General features: G+C 39.1%; 24 protein-coding genes, 1 pseudogene and 1 other annotated feature. Of the genes and pseudogenes, 5 read left to right on the plus strand and 20 right to left on the minus strand.

The window, feature by feature from the left end; all coding sequences use genetic code 11:
• Positions 1 to 43 precede the first annotated feature (43 nt).
• Complete coding sequence (locus FGL90_RS00125; RefSeq protein WP_133278302.1) at positions 44 to 1,678, minus strand: HAMP domain-containing sensor histidine kinase; 1,635 nt, start codon at positions 1,676 to 1,678, stop codon at positions 44 to 46.
• Positions 1,678 to 2,364: a response regulator transcription factor gene (locus FGL90_RS00130; protein WP_010619946.1), complete on the minus strand. Its 687-nt coding sequence runs from the start codon at positions 2,362 to 2,364 to the stop codon at positions 1,678 to 1,680. Before FGL90_RS00130 ends, FGL90_RS00125 begins: the two co-directional genes overlap by 1 nt.
• 261 nt (positions 2,365 to 2,625) lie before the next feature.
• Between FGL90_RS00130 and adhP the strand changes: the two genes are divergently transcribed.
• The 4 genes from adhP (at position 2,626) to FGL90_RS00145 (ending at position 6,032) form a co-directional block, all read left to right on the plus strand.
• Complete coding sequence (gene adhP, locus FGL90_RS00135; protein WP_010619947.1) at positions 2,626 to 3,645, plus strand: alcohol dehydrogenase AdhP; 1,020 nt, start codon at positions 2,626 to 2,628, stop codon at positions 3,643 to 3,645.
• A 295-nt stretch (positions 3,646 to 3,940) separates the two neighbouring features.
• Complete coding sequence (locus FGL90_RS00140; protein WP_147656407.1) at positions 3,941 to 4,624, plus strand: EAL domain-containing protein; 684 nt, start codon at positions 3,941 to 3,943, stop codon at positions 4,622 to 4,624.
• A gap of 45 nt (positions 4,625 to 4,669) precedes the next feature.
• On the plus strand, positions 4,670 to 4,822 hold the full coding sequence (locus FGL90_RS10615; RefSeq protein WP_318635555.1) for a hypothetical protein: 153 nt from the start codon (positions 4,670 to 4,672) through the stop codon (positions 4,820 to 4,822).
• Positions 4,776 to 6,032, plus strand: coding sequence for an FAD-dependent oxidoreductase (locus tag FGL90_RS00145; RefSeq protein WP_318635549.1), 1,257 nt, complete (start codon positions 4,776 to 4,778; stop codon positions 6,030 to 6,032). Before FGL90_RS10615 ends, FGL90_RS00145 begins: the two co-directional genes overlap by 47 nt.
• A gap of 51 nt (positions 6,033 to 6,083) precedes the next feature.
• On the opposite strand, the gene FGL90_RS00150 is transcribed toward FGL90_RS00145, so the two are convergent.
• Positions 6,084 to 6,593 carry an EAL domain-containing protein gene (locus FGL90_RS00150; protein WP_187240420.1) on the minus strand — a complete coding sequence of 170 codons (510 nt, stop codon included), beginning with the start codon at positions 6,591 to 6,593 and terminating at the stop codon, positions 6,084 to 6,086.
• Between the two features lie 69 nt (positions 6,594 to 6,662).
• Positions 6,663 to 7,955: pseudogene (locus FGL90_RS10620) on the minus strand (GGDEF domain-containing protein).
• A gap of 248 nt (positions 7,956 to 8,203) precedes the next feature.
• Between FGL90_RS10620 and FGL90_RS00165 the strand changes: the two are divergent.
• On the plus strand, positions 8,204 to 9,256 hold the full coding sequence (locus tag FGL90_RS00165; RefSeq protein WP_010620018.1) for an IS30 family transposase: 1,053 nt from the start codon (positions 8,204 to 8,206) through the stop codon (positions 9,254 to 9,256).
• A gap of 251 nt (positions 9,257 to 9,507) precedes the next feature.
• On the opposite strand, the gene rpmF is transcribed toward FGL90_RS00165, so the two are convergent.
• The 16 genes from rpmF to FGL90_RS00245 all read right to left on the minus strand — a co-directional run bounded on the left by rpmF (position 9,508) and on the right by FGL90_RS00245 (position 22,046).
• Positions 9,508 to 9,690 carry a 50S ribosomal protein L32 gene (gene rpmF / locus FGL90_RS00170; protein WP_010619952.1) on the minus strand — a complete coding sequence of 61 codons (183 nt, stop codon included), beginning with the start codon at positions 9,688 to 9,690 and terminating at the stop codon, positions 9,508 to 9,510.
• Between the two features lie 67 nt (positions 9,691 to 9,757).
• Positions 9,758 to 10,312 (minus strand): YceD family protein, encoded by a 555-nt coding sequence (locus tag FGL90_RS00175; RefSeq protein ID WP_147656414.1) that lies wholly within the window; start codon positions 10,310 to 10,312, stop codon positions 9,758 to 9,760.
• An 82-nt stretch (positions 10,313 to 10,394) separates the two neighbouring features.
• Complete coding sequence (locus tag FGL90_RS00180) at positions 10,395 to 11,543, minus strand: nucleotidyltransferase (RefSeq protein WP_010619954.1); 1,149 nt, start codon at positions 11,541 to 11,543, stop codon at positions 10,395 to 10,397.
• A gap of 10 nt (positions 11,544 to 11,553) precedes the next feature.
• Positions 11,554 to 12,288 (minus strand): class I SAM-dependent DNA methyltransferase, encoded by a 735-nt coding sequence (locus FGL90_RS00185; RefSeq protein WP_010619955.1) that lies wholly within the window; start codon positions 12,286 to 12,288, stop codon positions 11,554 to 11,556.
• Between the two features lie 2 nt (positions 12,289 to 12,290).
• On the minus strand, positions 12,291 to 12,647 hold the full coding sequence (gene rsfS / locus FGL90_RS00190) for a ribosome silencing factor (RefSeq protein WP_010619956.1): 357 nt from the start codon (positions 12,645 to 12,647) through the stop codon (positions 12,291 to 12,293).
• Positions 12,640 to 13,269, minus strand: a complete 630-nt coding sequence (gene yqeK / locus FGL90_RS00195) for a bis(5'-nucleosyl)-tetraphosphatase (symmetrical) YqeK (RefSeq protein ID WP_010619957.1) — start codon at positions 13,267 to 13,269, stop codon at positions 12,640 to 12,642. The genes rsfS and yqeK overlap by 8 nt, the downstream gene beginning before the upstream one ends.
• Positions 13,262 to 13,894 (minus strand): nicotinate-nucleotide adenylyltransferase, encoded by a 633-nt coding sequence (locus tag FGL90_RS00200; RefSeq protein WP_010619958.1) that lies wholly within the window; start codon positions 13,892 to 13,894, stop codon positions 13,262 to 13,264. The genes yqeK and FGL90_RS00200 overlap by 8 nt, the downstream gene beginning before the upstream one ends.
• 13 nt (positions 13,895 to 13,907) lie before the next feature.
• Positions 13,908 to 14,219: a ribosome assembly RNA-binding protein YhbY gene (gene yhbY, locus FGL90_RS00205; protein WP_010619959.1), complete on the minus strand. Its 312-nt coding sequence runs from the start codon at positions 14,217 to 14,219 to the stop codon at positions 13,908 to 13,910.
• A gap of 12 nt (positions 14,220 to 14,231) precedes the next feature.
• Positions 14,232 to 15,368 carry a ribosome biogenesis GTPase YqeH gene (yqeH, locus tag FGL90_RS00210; protein WP_147656416.1) on the minus strand — a complete coding sequence of 379 codons (1,137 nt, stop codon included), beginning with the start codon at positions 15,366 to 15,368 and terminating at the stop codon, positions 14,232 to 14,234.
• A complete protein-coding gene (locus FGL90_RS00215; RefSeq protein ID WP_010619961.1) occupies positions 15,361 to 15,891 on the minus strand; it encodes a YqeG family HAD IIIA-type phosphatase in 531 nt (176 codons plus the stop codon). The genes yqeH and FGL90_RS00215 overlap by 8 nt, the downstream gene beginning before the upstream one ends.
• Before the next feature lie 147 nt (positions 15,892 to 16,038).
• The gene (gene rplT, locus FGL90_RS00220) at positions 16,039 to 16,395 is read right to left on the minus strand and encodes a 50S ribosomal protein L20 (RefSeq protein WP_010619962.1); all 357 of its coding nucleotides are present in this window, start codon (positions 16,393 to 16,395) and stop codon (positions 16,039 to 16,041) included.
• Between the two features lie 41 nt (positions 16,396 to 16,436).
• The gene (gene rpmI, locus FGL90_RS00225; protein ID WP_010619963.1) at positions 16,437 to 16,634 is read right to left on the minus strand and encodes a 50S ribosomal protein L35; all 198 of its coding nucleotides are present in this window, start codon (positions 16,632 to 16,634) and stop codon (positions 16,437 to 16,439) included.
• Between the two features lie 48 nt (positions 16,635 to 16,682).
• Positions 16,683 to 17,186 (minus strand): translation initiation factor IF-3, encoded by a 504-nt coding sequence (gene infC, locus FGL90_RS00230; protein WP_010619964.1) that lies wholly within the window; start codon positions 17,184 to 17,186, stop codon positions 16,683 to 16,685.
• A 59-nt stretch (positions 17,187 to 17,245) separates the two neighbouring features.
• Positions 17,246 to 17,381 (minus strand) — a sequence feature (ribosomal protein L20 leader region).
• Between the two features lie 65 nt (positions 17,382 to 17,446).
• The gene (gene thrS / locus FGL90_RS00235; protein ID WP_010619965.1) at positions 17,447 to 19,387 is read right to left on the minus strand and encodes a threonine--tRNA ligase; all 1,941 of its coding nucleotides are present in this window, start codon (positions 19,385 to 19,387) and stop codon (positions 17,447 to 17,449) included.
• Between the two features lie 333 nt (positions 19,388 to 19,720).
• The gene (gene dnaI, locus FGL90_RS00240) at positions 19,721 to 20,644 is read right to left on the minus strand and encodes a primosomal protein DnaI (protein ID WP_010619966.1); all 924 of its coding nucleotides are present in this window, start codon (positions 20,642 to 20,644) and stop codon (positions 19,721 to 19,723) included.
• Positions 20,645 to 20,648: 4 nt separating this feature from the next.
• Positions 20,649 to 22,046, minus strand: a complete 1,398-nt coding sequence (locus FGL90_RS00245; RefSeq protein ID WP_147656418.1) for a replication initiation and membrane attachment family protein — start codon at positions 22,044 to 22,046, stop codon at positions 20,649 to 20,651.
• Between the last annotated feature and the right edge of the window lie 16 nt (positions 22,047 to 22,062).

The following is a 22,062-nucleotide window of genomic DNA, read 5'->3' on the forward strand; positions in this document are numbered from 1 at the left end:
AATGGAGTGCCAGAGGAATTTCCTCTAGCACTCCATTTTTTTATTATTTCTCTTGGTTCTCATCCTCACTAGGATTTGCGCCTAAGTTAGTACTTATTGATGGTTTTGGCGACTTTTTGGCATGCTCTTTGATTGCCTGTTGTTCCAGTTTATGACGCTCTTTATCGTTTAAGATTGGCAATGTAATCCTAAATACGGACCCATGACCCACAGCACTTTCAATTGAAATTTGGCCATGATAGGACTCAACTAGACGTTGCGCAATGGACAGACCCAGTCCATTCCCCCCCTTGTTTCGACTCCTCGCTTTATCCACTCGATAAAATCGGTTAAAGACCCGATCCATATTATCCCGAGAGATTCCCTCACCAAAATCTTGAACAGCAATCTCAACGTTTCGACTACCTAGGGCAAATGACATATGGATTTCTTTGCGATTAACAGAATACTTAACAGCATTATCAAGAAGAATAATAAGGACCTGCTCAAGATGATTCCGATAAATTTGAACATAAGTTTCTCGTTTAACATCATCATCAAGGGTGAACGTAAAATCTGGATGAATCATTTTAAAATCATTAAATACTTGATTAACCAGTTCTTTAACAGCCGTAACCTCGTTTGTATAATTAATTTCTACTTGCTCAGCACGTGATAAATCTAGCATTTCCTTAACGAGACTCTGCATTCTTTGGGTCTCCTGCAGGGACGCTTTTAAGGACTCTGCTAAAACTTCTGGATCATCTTTCCCCCAGCGATTCAAAAGCTCCATATGGCCTTGGATGACCGCAACTGGCGTCCTTAATTCATGAGACACATCTTCAACAAATTGTTGTTGTTGTTCGATGAATCGTTGCATTTGATCCAACATATCATTGAACAAAATTGCTAAATCGGAAAGTTCATCATTACGTTTGAACTTTGGAACTCGTTTTGACGACTGCGGTTCAGCATTGATTTCATTTATGGTCGCGCTGATTTCCTCAATCGGCCGCAACTGAAAGTAGGCTAAAATGTAACTTAGTATTGCGGAGGCAAAAACTGCAATCAATCCAAGGACTAGTAAAATGATTGCTAGTTGGCGACTGGTTGAGTGATAGTTAGTCAGCTCATTAGTCACTTGGACGTAGCCAATAATCTTTTTGGTTTTATGTGATCGAATCGGTGCATCGCCCACATAGCCATTAAATTTTCCGGATTTTTCACGTCTAACTGTTTTTTTGCTAACTCTGTCAAAATCAATCGCATTTGACCGAGAAGCAAAAATTTGTGCGCCACTCTTATCGTAAACACTAACCGCTGTACTATCGCGTGATAAGCTCACAAAAATTGAATTATTGTAGATGTTATGCAGTCGGTTACTCGTCATTGGATTTTTACCAACTTCATTACCAGTCACTTCTGGTCTTAAAATTGGCGTCACAGATTTGATGTTTAACTCGCTTTGAAAACTACTAAGACGATTTTCAACAACTTGAATTGTATCGTTAACATGGGCGCGCTCTTCTTTGATTAAGACAGAAGTAAAACTGTCAAATATTAAAACAGCAAATACAGCAAAAATGACCAGCACACCAAAAGCAGTCCCTAACGCCCATTTCCACTTTAATGAAAACCTACGTCGACTCCTATTAGTGTGTGGCCCATTTTCACGAAGTTCTAATTCCTCACGGCTTATCAAGATCTAATCACATACCCGGTACCACGAACGGTTTGAATGTAGCTCTTCTCGCCAATTCGATCGATTTTATTTCGTAGATAACGAATGTAAACATCAACCACGTTCGTTTCTACTTCTGACTCATATCCCCAAACTTTATTAAGCAGAACATCTCTTGCGAGAACAACGTTAATATTCTCCATTAAGATTAGTAAAAGTTCATATTCGCGTTTAGTTAAGTTAATAACTTCTTCCCCACGACGAACAACTCGATTTTCTTTTTCAATAGTCAAATCTTTATACGTCACGGTCGTTTGTTTGAAGCTCTGGTTCTTACCTTCAATATTAATTCGACGTAATAAAGCCCGAATTCTGGCAAGCAACTCCTCAATAGCAAAAGGTTTAACAATGTAGTCGTCAGCGCCATGATCAAATCCAGAAACCCGGTCAATCACAGAATCACGCGCTGTCATCATGATAATAGGGGTACTTTTTTCTTCCCTAACCCGACGAGCAACTTCAATACCATTTAATTCTGGCAACATTAAATCTAATAGAATGACATCGAAGTCTTGGGCTAAAGCAGCATCCAAACCAGTTCGTCCGTTCAAACAAACCTCAGTTTCATACCCCTCATGCTTAAGTTCAAGCTCCACAAAACGGGCAAGATTCTTTTCGTCTTCAATAATTAATATGCGACTCATGTGTTCTCAACACCTCTACATTTAAATAAATTCTTAGTAAATTGTTACAATCTAATAATCCATTGATAATTCTAACATATAGTTCGTCCTTTTGCTTAGAAATCAACGTTTTTATGGCAATATATTTTATCTTTTAAGAAAGTTATTTAAGAGAAAAGTTAAGAAATTTTAAAGTTGTGTAAAAATTCACTTGTAAAGTTTGTGATTTAATATACAATTTGCATGTAAACAAAAAAATAAATTTCAAAGGAAGTATAAATAATGAAAGCAGCAGTTGTACGCGATCCAGTTGATGGTTATGTCGATATTAAAGAGGTTACTTTACGCCCTATCCACTCAGGAGAAGCCTTAGTTGACGTCGAATATTGTGGTCTTTGTCACACAGATTTACACGTTGCCGCTGGTGACTTTGGTAAAGTTCCTGGCAGAATTATTGGCCATGAAGGTGTTGGTCGGGTTTCTCAAATTGCCGATGACGTTACAAACTTAAAAATCGGAGATCGCGTTTCTATTGCTTGGTTCTTTAAGGGTTGTGGCCATTGCGAATATTGTTTAAGTGGTCGCGAAACACTTTGCCGCAATGTACAAAATTCTGGATTTACCGTTGATGGCGCTATGGCTCAACAAGTTATTGTAGATGCTAACTATGCCGTGAAGGTGCCAGACGAGTTGGATCCAGTTGAGGCCACTTCCCTCACTTGTGCCGGTGTGACCATGTATAAAGCACTAAAAATTGGCGAAACGAAGCCTGGTCAATGGGTTGAAGTCGTTGGTGCCGGTGGTTTAGGTAACTTAGCAATTCAATATGCCTCACACGTATTTGGTGCCCATGTGGTTGCCGTCGATGGTAACCCAGATAAGCTTGCTGCTGCTAAGGCAAATGGTGCCGAAATTCTGATTAACCGTCATGACTCAAACGTTGCCGAAGAAATTCAGAGACAAGTTGGTGGTGTTCACAACGCCCAGGTTACTGCCGTTACGTCTGATGCATTTACACAATCAGTAAATGCCTTACGTCCAGATGGCCGTCTTGTTGCTGTGGCGCTACCACAAGGAAATATGGAACTTAACATTGCTAAGACTGTCCTTGATGGCATCCAAGTTGCAGGATCACTTGTTGGAACTCGTCAAGATTTAGCAGAAGCATTTCAATTTGGTGCTGAAGGCAAGGTTCACCCTATCGTTAAGACTCGTCGTTTGAGTGAAATTAATGATATTATCGATGAAATGAAGTCCAACAAAATTGTTGGACGAATGGTTGTTGACTTCACCAAAGAGTAATAGCTAACAATTATTAAATCTTCAAAGTACTTTTCTTAAGATAGATGATTTATTAAGGAAAGTACTTTCTTTATTTTAACTTAGACTGAAAAATGTCATGAAAGAATCTCAAAATCATTGTATTTTACAAAAATATCTGCTACTATTTAGTTATACAAAACAGAAGAAAAGCTCAGTCCTCACGGTTAGTTAATATAACTGTTTGGAACACGACCCGTCCTTGAGAAAGTCAAGCGACGGGTTTTTTCTATCTTACTTACGACCATCATTTGTCACAGAAATAGGAGAGATCGCCATGTATAAATACTTTGTTCAACCAATCATAAATAAATTTAATCAGTCAGTCATCGGTTATGAATTACTTCTTAAAAATCTCACTGAGCAAGGATGGCGCCCACCGCACAGTTTTGCAGACGTACCTGCAGAAATTGTTGCCGGCAAGTTAGTTGAAGCGGCTAGCGAACTTTCATTGAAGGTTAGCTCCTTATCTGTCAATTTAAACCGTGCTCAAATTTTAAACGACCAGGTTGTGGATGCCCTAATTAAAGCACAAAAAATTATTCGCCCTACTCGTATTCAAGTAGAGTTAACAGAAGATTCTACTGATCAAACTATTTTGACAAAAGATATTTCCGAAGTTTTGAAAAAATTTGTCGCTTCTGGAATTGAAGTTTCTCTTGACGATGTCGATTCTGGTAGTAATACAGAACAACAAGTTCAAGCATTAATTCCACTTGCAAGTGAAATTAAATTTGCGCTTCAGAATTTTGATAAGTCAGTTTACCACCCTGACATGCAACAACGAGTTATCTTTTGGCGCGATTTTGCAAAGGAACACAAAGTGCGTTTCGTTTTGGAAGGTATTGAAGATAAACAAATCGACAAATTCATTGATACATTCAATGTGGATGTCCGTCAGGGTTATTTCTACGAAAAACCACATCTTGTGGCAACGGACGCAAAACAAAAGTTAGGCTAAAATAAATGTATCAAAAATTCATAATCAATTTTGGAGGGTCAAATTTTGAAAGTCATCGTAATTGGTTGTACACACGCTGGGATGACCGCAGTTAAAGAAGCGTTAAAAGTACACCCAGAAACCGACATTACTGTTTATGAAAGAAATACGAATGTTTCATTGTTTATCCTGTGGTATTTCCCTCTATCTATCAAATGAAGTAAACAGCCTCGAGACAATGCTATCTGAAACACCTGAACATCTTACAGAACTGGGTGCGAATGTAAAAATTGGCCATGATGTCTTAAAAATTGATACCAAAAATAAAACAATTATTGTTGAAAATTTGGAAACTCAAGAGCAATTTACCGACCATTACGATAAACTTGTTATGGCGACTGGATCAAGCGCCTCTGTCCCAACTGTCAAAGGTGTTGATAGTTTCCGGGTTCAAGTATGCAAAACGTACGAACAAGCTCAAACCATTAAACAGTATTCAAAGAATAATCACCACATTGCAATTATTGGCGGTGGCTACTCCGGCGTTGAAATGGCAGAGGCATATGCCCATACGAATCACCAAGTCACCTTAATTCAAGATGGTCCACAATTATTATGTAATTATATTGATTTGGAAACGTCCGATTTGATTGTCGCTTCGCTGCGTTCCCATGGAATTGATGTCCGTCTTAACACACGCGTCAATGCCTTTGAACCGACTGAAGATGGTAAACAAGTCAATATTCTAACTCAGAATGACAATATGCTAGCAGATTTTGTTGTTGCTTGTACTGGATTCGAACCAAACACCGAGCTACTGTTTAATCAGGTTAAGTTGGATCGCAATGGTGCCCTTTCAACTAACGAGTGGCAAGAAACTTCAGATCCTGATATTTTAGCTGCTGGTGACGTTTGCTCTACATATGTTAACCCAGCCAAGCAAAAGGAATATTATTCACTCGCAACGAATGCTATTCGGCAAGGATATGCGGTGGGTCATAATCTATTTGGTCATCAGTATCGCAACACAGGAACTCAAGCAACAACCGCGTTACGGTTCTTTAATCATACTTTGGCAACGTCTGGGCTTACCTTATCACATGCCCTCAAATGTGGTTACGACGCAGACAGCGTAACTTATCATGGCCTTCATCGACCATATTTCATGCCCACCAATGGGAAAATAGATATTAAATTGGTTTATGATGTAAGTACTCGTAAAATTCTAGGTGCCCAATTCTTTGGCGACTTTGATTTAACTCAGTCTGCAAACACAATTTCGGTTTGTATTCAAAATGAAAACACTATCGATGATTTAGCTTTTATCGACATGCTTTTCAATCCTCATTATGATCAACCATTTAACTATTTGAATCTCGTTGCACAATTAGCAATTGAAAAAGAGACTCCTATTTCCACACAAAAATAAGTATAAGAAAAATCTGTCCTACCAAAAATTTGGTAGGACAGATTTTTTAATTTAGGAATTCAGTAATGGTAATTCTAACTTACTAAGATAATCCCCTTCGACATAGTCGACATAATCTTGCTTTTTCAGCCACCCTAGCATTCGATCATTTGTGATTCCATCAACAACAAAGGTAATCCCTGATCTTTCCGTTATACCGCCCCAAAACTTAACATCTTGACGGACCTGTCCAGGAATATCTTGATTTTCGTCTTCATCATTAATTGTTAACTTTATCCCATCGATATACTTAAGAATCGCATGAACTTTCTCATAATGGCGAATCTTGCCAATTTGACTAATAATAACAAAAACGCCATTTTGATGATAATAATCAGCCATCTTTACTAACAAATCCATGGCAGGAACTTGCTTTAACTCAATGTAAATTTGTTCTGGTCCGTTTGGTCCTTTAAAGAAACCGATGATCTCGTCCGCTAAATCTTTATTTAGAAAACTCGCAATTGATAACGAAATGACAATAAACTGATTTCGACTATTGACTACAGCATCACGTAACAAATCAATTCGTTTTTCGATAGAAACATGAGCTTCTCCTGGGTTAACCCAAGTTTGGGTTTTCTGTTCATATCATTGCAAGACTAAATCATTTGCGTTTCTCCGCTGATCATCACCCTTTAAATCGTAAATTCCTTTAATGAAATAAGCGTACTTTTCGTGCTCAGATTCATCTAGCAGCTGTTGGGTCTGACCGTCGATAGTAACGGCATCACGCCCATGCTCTTTGCTAACATATAATGAGTCATCCGCTCGCTGATAGACATCATTGGGTAGTTGATCTGCCGCTACCATTTCAGTCGCACCGATAGAAATGGTGATCTTTATATCATTCTTGCCATAATGGACGGATAACTCTCTGACTGCACGCCAACAGTTGGTAATAACTTGATAGGCTTCACTCATCGTCGTATCTGGAAAAACAAGTGTAAATTCTTCCCCTCCAGTCCGATAAAGCTCATAGGAGTCGCTATATTGCGCTAAAGTATTCTTTAATTTTTCGGCTACTCCCTAAAGAATTTGGTTACCCGCTAAATGCCCATACCGATCATTAACTAGTTTGAAATGATCAATGTCCAACATCGCAATGACTAAGGGACGTCGACTTGTTCGCGCAACACCAAAGTAATTGAAGATTTCTTTTTGATAGGCAGTATAGTTTTTGGGATTCGTTAACTTATCATAATTAGCCATATAAGCAACTCGTCGATTTCGAGCCCACAAATTTTGTTGTCGGCCTGTTGATAATTTCATTAAGAAAAACATCAAAATGGCTTCAATGGAAACACTAGGCGTCATCGTCATACTTGCTGAATGAATTGGTAATGTAACCCAAAAATCAACAGCAATAATAAAACAGACGATTAGGCGAAGTGGAAATCTTGCCTCAATATAATGTCTGTACCGCCAAATAATACACAGTATCAGAACGACAATAAGCATTGAAATAGCAAAACTACTTGAAACAAGATCACTAAAATGGTGCATCGCCCATACGATAAGAAGTGCAGCACAACGAATTAAGTATTCTCCAAGATTTATTTCTTCATCTAAAAGTGCGAAGACAAGGATGAACAACCCAAGGTTATGGTACATCATTGAGCTTGAACCACTAATATATCCGGCAAAATGTAAAACTGAAGCTATCCCTATACTTAAAACTAGTAAGAAGATTCTTAACTCAGTACGTTTTCTTTGTGACTTATGTGGATTTACGAACGCCTGATTCCAAATTTCGGTATAAAAGCTTACAAATCCCGCAATAAAGAATACGGCAACCAATAACTGGGCTGCCCAAATCATGGGTGTTAAATTTCCTTCCATTTCCAAGTTCGTATCCCCCCACTTCGAAAAAAATTTAGTCATAAACTACAAATTTTATTTTGTTTTTCTTTGTTTATGTATGCGGTTACCTTACCATTATACTCATTTTGTTAGCGGCGACACAATATTTTTGTGAATTTATCCAAAATTCAGTAAAAAATTCATTTTCGCGCATTTTAGAATCAAGTTAGCCACTGTCTCAAAATTTTTTGGACAATAAAAAACATCAAGAACAGATATCCTGTATCATTGAAGTTCCTACACAAACAATGGAAGAGGATGTTGTCTTGATGCAGAAACAGGATAGCACACACCGCCAAAAAGGTCAGCACTTAACATCACTCGAGCGCGGAAAAGTGGCCGGATTCCGCCAAGCTGGGAAGTCCAATCGTTGGATTGCTGCTGAAATTGGCGTCTGCCCACAGACCATTAATAATGAAATCAAGCGAGGTACAGTAGATCAGGTCAAGAAGAGTAATGGCAAGCGCGTCTACCATCGACAATACCTACCAGAGGCTGCTCAGGCACGTTACGAGACTGCACGCTTGAGCTGCCATCGTCCTGACAAGTTCGCCAGTGTACAGGTCTTCTTAGCCTGGTACGTACAGCGAGCTAAGCAGGACAAATGGTCGCCGGATGCTTCAATCGGCTATGCCAAGCGACACAAGCTGTTTACTCCTGAAGAGCTTGTTTGTGCCTCGACTTTGTACCAGTACATTGACGACCAACGCCTAGAGATTCGAAATATCGACCTGTTGGAGAAGACTAAGCGGAAGACCTCTCACCAGCACCACACCAAGGCTAAGCGCCTGGCTGGCCGCAGTATCGAGGAACGGCCTAAGGTCGTTGAACGACGCAGGCAGTTCGGTCACTGGGAGATGGATACCATTGTCGGTAAACGCAATGGCAAGGAGAGCGTCATCTTGACTCTGATTGAGCGCAAGACCCGTTGCCAACTTCTCCGCTTGATCGAAGGACGAGATGCAGACTCTGTGAGCTATGCATTGCGTGGAATCAAGCGCGAATGGGGAGCTTGCATCAAGACCATCACAGCAGACAACGGACCCGAGTTCACCGCCTTAAATACTGCTTTTGCTGGGACGGAAACTGAGATCTTCTACGCCCATCCTTACACGTCCTGCGACCGTGGCACCAACGAGGCACATAACCGGATGATCCGCCAGGACTTCCCTAAGGGCATGTCCCTAGATGACATTAGCCCTAGTCAAGTGCAGGCCACGCAAGACCGCTTGAATCAGTTGCCTCGCAAACAACAGGGCTACTGCACACCCCAGCAAAACTTTGAGGCCGAAGCTCGGCGCGTTCGCCGCATGGCCCAGTAGTCTCTCTAGCGCCACAACTTCTATTTGATAACGGCCTGTTCTGGGATTGTCCTCAACGACTGGCTAACTTGTTCTTGCAATTTACGAAAAATTCATTTTTAGATTTAAAAACATCTTTTTAATAACTAATATATAGGAATTCCGTTGAAACCTTATTTCAAGTGGCTCACTCATGGCCATAGAATGTTTGATAAAAGAAGATAACAAAAAACACCTAGAGACCGCGGTTCTCAATAGGTGTTTTTCAATGACTATTTGTTGTTTGTCTTAATAACTTGACGACCATCATAGAAGCCGCAGTTTGGGCAAACATAATGAGATTTACGTAACTCACCACAGTTAGGGCAAGCACTCATGCCAGGCACTTGTAATTTGATGTGTCCACGACGCATGCGCTTCTTTGTTTTTGACGTTTTGTGTGTTGGTACTGCCACAATAAACCCCTCCTTCAATTTAAAATTATCCACTAGTGTAATATTTTTAATGTCTCACATCGGATCACTAATGATTGTCTTCCTGATCAGGGAAGAACTCCTTTAACTTTGCAAGACGTGGATCAACAACTTTATTGGTTGCCTTATGAGCTTCGAGATCTTCTTCTCTGATAACTTCCCAATCAGTTCCCTCTGGAAGTTCCTCAGTTGCCTTCTCATCACTCGACAACACTTGCATTGGTATCTGCAATAGAATATTATCCGCAACAGCTTTATCAAAATCAATTGAATCATTCTTAACAACGATGACAACATCTGATTCATCAAACTGCTTTAATGCACCTGCATCAGCAACATAAAACTCTGTAAAACTAAAATCGAGTTTCAGCTCCACTGGTGTAAGTGAACGGGTAGATGGGACCGTCAATTTTGTCAGAACGTGTGCATACACTAATGCATGCCCTTTTTCCACACTGACAATTCCTTTAACAAGGACAGGACTGACATCAAGAACTTGCATCGGTTTCCGATTAAGCAAATCCTCTTTAACATCGGTTGTCTCATTAAATTGAAGAGGCTCATCTCGATGATTCTTTACTAAGTCCTCCAATGACCATTCCATCACTTTACCTCCTAATGCAACGAATTTTATTATACCTGTCGTAATTTTTGTTGTCAAGGTAATTTCCTTGATAGCACAATGATTACTCCATTTTTTTTGATATATAAATTGGTTTTTGGTTCAATTGATTACTTTCCGTTTGGGCCATTAAATTCCACACCTGATCTGCAGTATCATCAATCAAATATGGTCCTGTTGCCCATGCCTGAGTCATTCGAGTAATTAAGTTAATCCCGTTCCACCCCTTTAGATGATGAAGCTGAGATCGTCCCTTATCGTCAAATGCGAGCACTCTAGTCGTTTTGATTCGTGTGTTCATTTGATCCGTAGTCGTTTGAAGTAAAACATAGACACACAATCGTTGAATTCTCGTGTAAGTATATCGTTTAGATTTTACGTTCTCAAAAAATGCTTTTATGTTAGTTGAATTAGCAACCGCATCTTTAAGTCGGTATTCAATTCCCTCAGTCATTTGATAAATTATTCGTAACTGAGACGGCGATGAAGTCATAAGGCGATACTTAAGTAGCGGCCAAGCTTGAGACCAATTCACAAGTGGCCTATTTTTTATTAATTTTCTAGTTTCTATGGGAACCGTCTGATCCAGCTTAACAAACTCCCCACGTTGAGCAGCAGATCTAATTGATTGTGCGCTCGCAATCCTTGCCCCACTCGCAATCTCTACATCTTGATGCCCTGCAACCACCCTAGCCATTGGAATTAATTCCATCGGATCTGTGAGCTGTGAATTTGCAAGTGTATAGCCGTATGCAAGAATATCATTTGAATCCTTTAATTTTATTCCCGTTTGATCCGTCAGATAATTCTGATAGGCTGTCGCATACGTTTGATCAAATTGGTGAAATTCTGCAATATTTCCCGGACGATTTTCCACCAATTCTTTAAAATTCAAATCAGGATGTTCTGCACCGAAAATAACTTTGTCACAACCTAATTGCTTTAAAAGCTTGATTGCACCATTTGCAAAAATATCTGCTGGTTGTACCGAAACATTCAATGGAAGCTCCACAACCAGATTAGTACCATGAAGAACGGCCGCCTTGGCTCGTTGCCATTTATCAATAATGGCTGGCTCTCCTCGTTGCATCCAATTACCGCTCATAGCAACGATTATCGTCGCATCTTTATCCAATTTTCGAGCAAATTCTAGCTGCTTAATATGCCCATTATGAAATGGATTATATTCTGCTATGATTCCAATGACTGCCATGATGCGCCTCCTATCGGCTACAGCTAAAGAACCAACGGGTTGTTTTATCATTCAACTCATCTTTACCAAAATTTGCTTTTACCTCAATATTTCTAAAGCCCACTTTTTTAAGCAAAGATTTATATGTCTCCAGCGGGTAAGTTCTTTCTTCGTGCAATTCACTAACTCTAGCATACGATTGTTTGTCTTCATCTAAAGTAAAGAAAGTTAAATCGTGTTCAACGGAATGGGGAATATCAGTCCCATAACTACTCCAAATAAATGCTTGTTCTTCGTCCTGATAGTTATACATATAGCCTGGATAAACGATATCCGTTTGATAGGGAGAGATCACGTCAAATAGAAATTGACCGCCTTCCTTTAAATGCTTTTCAACCTGACCAAATGCTTGTTCAAGTTCATCTTCATCTGTTAAATAACAAAATGAATCAGCAAAACAAGTAATATTTTGATAGGATTCTAAATCTGATAAATCTAACATATTTCCTTGCATCAGTGGCAGGCTTTTTCCAATTTCTTCCGCATGGACTCTCGCCAAACTCAACATCTCATCTGAAAGATCAAATCCACTCACTAAATAGCCAGCCTCAAGTAACTTGACAGCGAGTCGCCCCGTTCCACAAGCTAAATCTAATAGCTGACCATCCCGTCGTTCTATATTTTGGTTGACAAAATCCAGCCATTCATCGTACATAGCTGGATCAAAAAGTTCGTCATATAATTTTGCAAATGTTGAATAAATCATTATTAAGCCTCAATCCACTTGCTTAAGTCAACAAACGGTGCATCAGACCAAAGTTTCTCAAGATTGTAATGAGTTCGATCATCTTCATCAAACACATGCACAAAGACGTCTCCTAAATCAATTAAAACCCAACGGCCAGCATCTCGACCTTCAACCCGCTTAACTTCAGCGCCAGCCTCTGCCATTTTATCCATAATTTCATCGGTAATGGCTTGTACTTGACGTTTTGAACCACCGTTCATAATTAGGAAGTAGTCTGTTACGGTACTTAACCCTTCCATGTCGAGCGCAACAATATCGTCAGCTCGTTTGTCCTCGGCAGCCTTCGCCGCGATCTCTAAAATTTGTTTGCTATCCATTTAATATCTCCTTTACTTTATCAGAAGCACCTGGTACCCAAGCATTATATGTTTCGATTGTCTTTGGGTAAATAGGCTTTTGATTTGAAATCAAGTAGTTCAACGTGCTTGCTGTCTGGTATACAACCCCATCATCAAGATTATCATGTGTCACTTTTCGTGCCATTTCAACACCAGGAAAATTTCTGCCAGGTTCAATATAATCTGCCATGTAAATAATTTTAGCTAAAGTTGTCATATAAGTACTGCCAGTCGTATGGTATCTAACCGCATCCAAAATATCCTCATCAAATATTTTGAGTTCCTTTTTGATTAACTCAGCTCCAACAATACCGTGCCAGATGGCGTTACCCCAGTTTAACAAATCTGGGTCAAGTTGATAGTCAACAATTGCTTGTCTAAAGTCGTCATCAGACCTTTGTTTAGCATAATCATGTACTAGTCCAGCAATAGAGGCCTTTTCAGGATCCACATCATTTTCTTGAGCTAGTTGTATTGCTGTTTTTTCAACGCGTTGAACATGCTTAAACCGTGATTCATGCAATTGTTGCTTAATTTTACTCAACAATTCTTCCCTAGAATATGACGTAATATTTTCATGATAAATAATGGAATCAGTCAAGATATAATTGATGCTCCTTTATATATTGCTCTACACCCGGTGTCACTAAATAATGAATCGAATGATGATTTCTAATTTTCTTCCTAATTAACGTTGAACTCACGTCAATTAATGGCACATCCACCCAAATAACAGGAAAATCAGATTTAATCTCATACCCTTCACGTCGCACGCCGACAAATTTAACAATCTTTTGTAGTTCCGCGATTCGATGCCACTTCGGTAAATAAGCAACCATATCTCCGCCAATAATGAAAAAATAATCATTTTCAGGATGACGCCGACGTAATTCCAGCATCGTATCATAGGTATAACTGACGCCACCACGCATTATTTCACTTAACTCTAGGTGAAAACGCGGATTATTATGAATGCTTGCCGCCACCATTTTAGCACGATCTTTTGCATCAATTGCTAATTTTTTATCAACGTGAGGGGGAGTTGCATCCGGCATAAATAAGACCTCATCTAAATCTAATTGATCTGCAACCTGATCTGCAATGATGAGGTGTCCAAGGTGGGGAGGATTAAAAGTACCACCCAAAATACCAACTCTCTTTTTTTTGATACTAGTTGCTAAGAGTTTAACGGTCTGAGTTTTAGTACGTTCAAAAACATTAACCACCACTAGTCACTCCTTAAATATGTTCAACAACTGAAGAAAGCTTTTGATATTCTTCTTCCTTAGCAGGTAAATAAAGGACCAAAACTCGTCCGATTACTTGGACGACTTGAATGTTGGAGTTTTCCTCAATATATGACTTTGCTTCAGCCGTTGTAGCATCTGCATTTTGTAATAAATTAATTTTAATTAATTCCCGTTTCTCTAATCCACCTGCTAATTGATCAATCCATGATTGTGTTAACCCATTTTTACCAACTGAAAAAAGTGGTCTAAGATTATTAGCCTGTGCTCGTAAATATCTCTTTTGTTTTCCACGAAGTTCCATCTATTTCTCCTTTTATATCATTGCATCTCGCAAAATAACTGCTACACCCTCTGGCGCCCATCCAGCTACGACTACACCTTCTGGAACTGTTACCCAGCCAAGTCCTTCAATGACTAAATCGCTCTTTTTCGCTGTCTTGAATTCATGACGAACTAGTTTTGGAAAAGCCTCAATGTCCTCTTCCGTACTTGGTGGTGAAAGTAACTTGCCTAACTGGGCTTCATATAAACTATCTGCATTCTCTAATTTTGTTCGATGAATGTATAAATTATTTTCTGCGTACACTGTAAAGCCATTTTTTGGCCCATTTTCGTAATCAAATCTAGCAACGCCGCCAAAGAATAGTGTCTGGCCTTCATTTAACTGATAGACTTTTGGCTTAATTGACTTTTGAGGTGTGACAATTTTTAAATCATTACCATTTAAATAATGTGCCATTTGCTCTGCATGAATAATACCGGGAGTGTCGACCAAGAAATGGTCATCATCAAGCGGAATCTCAATTCGATCTAATGTTGTTCCAGGGAATCGTGATGTCGTGATTAAGTCAGCTTTACCAGTATTTTGTCGAATAATTTGGTTAATTAATGTTGACTTACCAACATTCGTAACCCCGACAATGTAGACGTCCCTATTTTTCCGATATTTATCAATCTGTACCAAGAGCGAATCTACCGACTGATTTGTTTTTGCACTGACTAATGCGACATCAATTGGATGAATCCCTGCTTCATTGGCACGTTGACGCAACCAATCCTTTAACTTTGAACGCCTTAAAGACTTGGGAAGTATATCTTCTTTATTCCCAACAAGTAAAACTGGATTGTTTCCGACAAATCGGTGCAAGCCAGGGATAACGGAACCATTGAAGTCAAAAATATCCATCACGTAAACAATGAGTGCGTCTGCGTCCCGAATTTGACTCAATAATTTCAAGAAATCATCATCGGTTAATCCAACTGGCACGATTTCATTATAATGCCTTAGTCTAAAACACCGTTGACAATATAATTCATTATTTTCCATGCCCTTTTTTAAAGCTGATTCTGGTGTGTATCCCGGTGCATCACGATCTGTTGTTTGGATCTTTGCACCACAACCGATACAGTATAAGTCTTCATCGTTAACAAGTGGTTCATCTTCAGTCATATAAATCCTCCCGAAAAGTAAGTTTTGGATATTTCTTAACTAGCATTTTCATTACATAGCGTTCTACAAATCGATTAAACCAGGTTACCCAGGCATCAGTTTTGATAATCGGCTTTACTAACACACTTCTAACATGGCTGCTGTTTGCTGCCAAAACATCAGTGAGTAGTTGATCACCAATCATAATTGTTTCAGCCTTAGTAGCCTTCCAGTTACGAACTGCCTTATTAATACCAAACGGGAGGGGCTTTAATGCTCGGCAAACAAATGGTAAGCCAAGGGGACCAACAGCCTGGCCGACTCGTCGTTTTGAATTATTAGAAACAACAACTAGCTGAATATCAGCCTTTTCTAACTCCTGCATCCAATTCTTTAAGGCAATGGTACCACTGGGATTATTCCACGCGATTAGCGTATTGTCCAAATCGGTAAGAACCAATTTAATTCCCCGTTTATTTAGTTCTGTCGGCGTTATATTATATATCGCACTAACCATCCAAGTCGGCTTAAATTGACCAAGCATAACTGACCCCTTCTGTATCGTTTTCAATAACATTCATTTTACCATTAGACTAAGATACTTCAAATAAACTTATCCGTAATTATTTATAATTATAAATAAAAAACAAGGCTGGAACATATTGTTCCAGCCAAATTCTTATTTTATTAATTAAGCTAATGCTTTCTTTGCTGTATCAGCTAAAGCATTGAATGCTTCAGCATCATTAACTGCTAAATCAGCTAACATCTTACGGTTAACTTCAACGTTAGCAAGTTTTAAACCGTGCATCATCTTGCTGTAGCTTAAACCATTCATACGAGCAGATGCGTTAATTCTAGCAATCCAAATACGACGGAAGTTACGCTTGTTAGCTTTCCGGTCACGGAATGCGTACAAACGACCCTTCATTACTTGATCCTTAGCAACCTTGAACAAACGGTGCTTTGAACCACGGTAACCTTTAGCTAGCTTTAATACCTTTTTACGACGTGCGCGTGAAACTGTTCCACCTTTAACTCGTGGCATAATGAATTCCTCCTAATTTCTTTCCGTTATTTGATTAAGTATTACTTTTGTAGTAATTGTCTGTAAGTCTTAAGAATGGTGGTACTTTCCATCATTGATGTGCCACGTAGTTGACGACGTTGCTTCTTAGTCTTACCGTGGAAACGGTGACTCGTGTAAGCATTGGCGCTTTTAATACCGCCCTTTGCAGTTACTTTAAAACGCTTTGCAGCAGCACGGTTTGTTTTTTGTTTTGGCATGATACAAAATCCTCCTTATAATTCGGCAATAGCCGTTTACAAATTAACTTATTTTTCAAGCTTTGGTGAAAGCATCAAGAACATGCTTCGACCATCCATCTTTGGTCGTTGTTCAACAGTAGCAACATCGTTGGTTTCTTCGGCCATCCGATTAAGTACTTGCCGTCCAATTTCCTTATGCGTGATTGCTCGACCCTTGAATCGAATTGAAACTCGGACTTTTTCACCTTTAGCTAAAAACTTTTTGGCATTCTTTAGCTTGGTATTGAAGTCGTTCGTATCAATAGTAGGACTTAGTCGAACTTCTTTAATGCTAACAACCTTCTGCTTTTTACGAGCTTCACGTTGCTTTTTTTGCATTTCAAAACGGTACTTACCGTAATCCATAATACGAGCAACCGGTGGCTTCGCTTTAGGAGCAACTAAAACAAGATCTAATTCAGCATCTTCAGCTAATTTAAGAGCGTCCTGCTTGCTCTTAATTCCTAATTGTTCACCATCGCCTGCAATCAAACGAACTTCCCGGGCACGAATGCCTTCATTAACTAACATATCGTTTGCTATGGTTATTCACCTCCAAGTGATTTTGAGAAACGCAGCTTGACTCATTAATTAAAATAAAAAGGCGAGCGCTTTTGCGCCCGCCAAATTAAGTCCTGTCATTCTTGCGAAAATTCAGGTTTAATCGTATTTTGCCCAACAATCTAAAATTATTAAGGCGAGAAGCGGGAGCCTCTACTTTTTCTCAACTTTTTAATACTACCAAGTAATTCCATAATTGTCAAGAAGCTACTTTGTTACTTTCGTTAAGCCTATTCTTCTCGACTATAACTTGCAACATCATCAAGAACTTGTTTTAAGAAGTCAGCACTTGATTTAGAAATAGAATCCTGTTCACCATATTTACGAACACTGACGCTACTATCTGAAACTTCGGCATCACCAACAACAACTGTGTAAGGCACCTTGTGCGTTTGTGCATCACGAATCAGATAGTTCATTTTTTCTCCACGACGATCAACATCAACGCGGATGCCAGCAGCAGCCATTTCCTTGCGCAAACCTTCAGCGTAATCACCATGTTTCTCTTCGCTGACTGGAATGATTGTTACTTGCTTAGGTGCTAACCAAGTTGGGAAAGCGCCCTTATAAATTTCTGTTAGGTAGGCGACGAAACGTTCCATAGTTGAAACAAGACCTCTATGGATCATAACTGGACGATGTTCTTCACCATCGGAACCGACGTAATGTAAATCAAATCTTTCAGGTAACATGAAATCAAGTTGGATGGTAGATAGCGTTTCTTCATTTCCCATAGCCGTCTTAGTTTGTACATCAAGCTTTGGACCGTAAAATGCAGCTTCACCTTCAGCTTCGACATAGTTTAAACCAAGATCATCCATAGCGGCCTTCAACATTTCTTGTGCCTTGTTCCACATTTCATCATCATCGAAATACTTTTCAGTATTTTCTGGATCACGATAACTTAAACGGAACGTGTAATCGTTGATATCGAAATCATGATAAACATCCACCATTAGGTTCAAGATTTTTTTGAATTCATCCTGGATTTGATCAGGCGCAACAAATGTGTGACCATCATTCAATGTCATTTCACGAACTCGTTGCAAGCCACTTAAGGCACCAGATTTTTCATAACGGTGCATCATCCCAAGTTCAGCAATACGTAATGGTAATTCACGATATGAGCGAATGTGATGATTGTAAATTTGAATATGACTTGGACAGTTCATCGGACGTAATTCAAGTTCTTCGCCCTCACCCATGTCCATTGGTGGGAACATGTCTTCACGATAATGATCCCAATGTCCTGATTGCTTGTATAGATTAAGGTTAGCTAAAACTGGCGTGTAAACATGTTGATACCCATTATTAACTTCCTTATCGATGATGTATCGTTCAATAGTTCGACGAATTGTTGCACCATTTGGCATCCAGTAAGGTAATCCGGCTCCAACTTTAGGATCAACGAAGAACAAATCTAAATCATTCCCAATTACACGGTGATCACGTTCACGTGCTTCCTGTCGTCGTTTCAAATCAGCTTGTAAGTCTGCGTCACTGTTGAATGCTGTTCCGTAAATCCGTTGAAGCATTGGATTTGAAGATTTTCCTTCCCAATAAGCACCAGCAACTGAAAGAAGCTTAAAGTGCTTTAATGACTTCAAATTAGGGAGTTGAACACCATCACCTAAGACGCTATTTCCAGCAACTTTATAGAAAACGACTTCATCATTAGCTTGCTCATTGATGAGTTGGGTCTGATAAGGATCACCATCAACTCGCTTCAATGCTTCTTTCTTATCAACCACTTCGCGTTCAATTGATTCACCCGCTTTGACTACTTTGGCAATATCACTTGCAAGTTCTTCTAATTGATCAACGCTTACTTGTCCATCATCTTTATCGGTGTCAACGTAAAAGCCCTCATCGTCTGCTGAGCTTTCACCAAATCGAATTTCAGGATATTTTGATTTCAAAACTGATTTAAGCAAAAGTGCAGCAGATTGGCGGAGCACTTTTAACCCATCTTCTGAATCAGCCGTTACAATTTCAATTGCACCGTCATGATTTAAAGGTGCCTCGTAGTCAACTAATTGACCATCAAGCTTGGCTGAAACTGCTTTTTTGGCAAGGCTGATTGAAATAGATTTAGCCACATCTTTTGCAGAGGCTGATTGATCAAACTTTTTTACATTGCCATCTGGAAACTTAATAGAAATCTCTGACATAATATCTCTCTCCTTTTATTTATCGAAGGGAACACAAAAATCCCCAGCATGAATAAACTCATACTGGGGACGTTAATAGCGTGGTTCCACCCGATTTTATTTTCTAAGAATATAATTAGAAAACCTCTAATGCTTTTAACGATTACAAACCGGCCTGATATTATCCACCAAGCAGCATCTGAAAGTGGTAACTCAAGAATCGCAATAAATCAACTCACAGACTAGGTTAATTCTCTCTGAAATTACGATAATTGAATTGTGTCTCTCATTCGCTTTTATATTACAATTCTCATTTAACCACCGGAATAAATATTCGTCAACCCAAAATTAAAATTAATTTGGCCGACGATTCTCACCAATCATCTCAATCTGTTTAGATAAAAAGCGGACCCGTTGCATGATTCGCTTCGCTTTAAGGGGTGCCTCACTCTTTTTTGAAACTGTTAAATATTCTTTTTCAAGCCGCTCCATTGAAAGATTTGAGGAAAAGAATGTGGGAAGCTCTTCTTGCATTCGGTACTCCAAGATAACTGCTAAGACTTCGTCACGAATCCAATCTGAAACAGTGTCTGCACCAATATCATCAAGCATTAATATTTTTGACCGTTTCACAGCCTCAAGCTTTTCAGAAACATTGTTTGTTGAAATTGAATTTTTCATTTCTACCGCAAAACTCGGGAAATGGACCAAGGTCGTATTGAAACCATCATGTGCTAACTGATTTGCGATAGCGCCCAAGAGATAGGTTTTCCCAACTCCAAAGCTGCCATAAAGATACAAACCCTGATGATATTTTTTGGGACTAGCCTCAAAATTAGAAATGAACGTCATCGCTTCCCTTAATGCAGAAACTCGATTCTGATCTTTATCAAATTCGGATAAGTTTGCAGTTTGAACCAATTTTGGCATCGAAATTGACTTCACTCTACGCTTTTCAGACTTAACTCGCTGTCTTTCCAAAGTTTCTTCAGTTGGAGTATATGCAACATCGACTAAATGATTACTGATGACAAGCTCCGGCTTATAGCCTGGAGCGAAGGTTGTTTCCCCGCGTTCTAATTTTTGCTTTTCAGTCACGTACTCGTACAATTTTGCGGCAGACCGATCAATATGAGCTTCATCTAACTCAGACTTATGGTCAGAAATAAATTTTAAAACGTCAGGATTTTTATAAACTTCACCCATTAACTGGCGATAATGTTCCGTTTGCTTGTTTCGATCCATCCACTGTTTCATTGACTCGCTTATGTTATCCATTTAGCTAATCCCCCTTTTCTTCAGAATTTCGATTCTGTAGTTCTGAAAGTTGTTTGTCCAAATCTGCAATTTCAGCCTTTGATAATGACTGCGCTCGTTGCTTCGGCGTATAATCATCTTTTGCCCAATCTGGTAGTGTTTCTACCCTTTTCGGGGCACCACTTTGGGTACGCTTTTTACTGTGTGATCCACCATCTCTGCCCTTTTGATGATTATGAATCTCAGCTAATGCCGACTCAGGGCTATTAACCTTGCTTCGTGACCAATCATTTGCAATAGTATCCACCAAATTTTTATTTAGTGTTGGAAGCGCCCTATCATTTAAAATGTAAAAAATCATGACGTTAACAGTAGCAGTCGAAAAGAGTTGACGACTAACTAATTCTCTTAAAATTCGTTGCTCTCCAGATGTAACAAAGCCACCCGTTTCTTGTTTAATACCATTTAAAAAATCAACGGGATCATAGGATTTAACTGAATTTAAAAGTGCCACTTCTTTTGCTGAAAATGAATTCTCATTTGTACTTGCAACGGCCTCTTCATCAGACTCAGCTACTTTTTCATGAACTGGGGATTTGCTTTGACGCTCATATTGCTCAGAAATTAGTGTCTTTAACCGATTAGGATTAAATTTATTAGTCGCAATATCGGTAGCTGCAGTTATTACTTTTGCCATTGCGGTTTCATCCAAGCCATACAGCATATGTTCGGTCAAAATTAAGGTTCGAAAATCGTTTAATTGCGTTGTATCTACGTATGACTTTTGCAGAATTTCAGCCAAAAATTGGAAATCAAAATCATTTTCATCTTGAATTTCCTTCCGTACACTTTTTTGGGAAACTTGCTGGGCCTGATTCCCAATGTTTGAAATTAAGTCTGGCTTCGTTTGTAATTTATCGCTGGCTACATGAAAAATTTCTAAAAAGCTTTTGCTAATATCTTTTGAATCTGTAGGCATATCTGTCGTCAAAATGAATTCATTTGCTAAATTCTTGTATGAATCTTCTCCGATAATATCGAGTAATAAAATACTCAATAAATCATCTTGGAAGAATTGATCTGGTTTCAATGGCTCGATTAATTCAAATATGAACAACGGGGTTCCTTGAACTCCACTAACGTAAGTTCGAAGTAACCCCGCTGCCTCTAATTTTGTACGTGCTTCATAAAGGGTTGGCAAATCAACATTAAGCGTCTTCAGTAATTCAACATTTTGTCCTTGAGCGGACTTTCCCTCAATTTGAAAATGGGTCCAAAGCCAATTAATTAATGAAAATGAAACTGGTCCAATTATTGGTTCATAAAATAAGCTTAGAACCTGTTCGTCAATGTTTGAAAGACGACTCTTGCTTTGAATATTAAAATGGTCTTTCGCATTTAGTTGCTGCCAAGAATCAGCCATATGATTTTTCGCACCT

The organism is Secundilactobacillus malefermentans (assembly GCF_008033155.1).
Taxonomy (GTDB): Bacteria; Bacillota; Bacilli; order Lactobacillales; family Lactobacillaceae; genus Secundilactobacillus; species Secundilactobacillus malefermentans.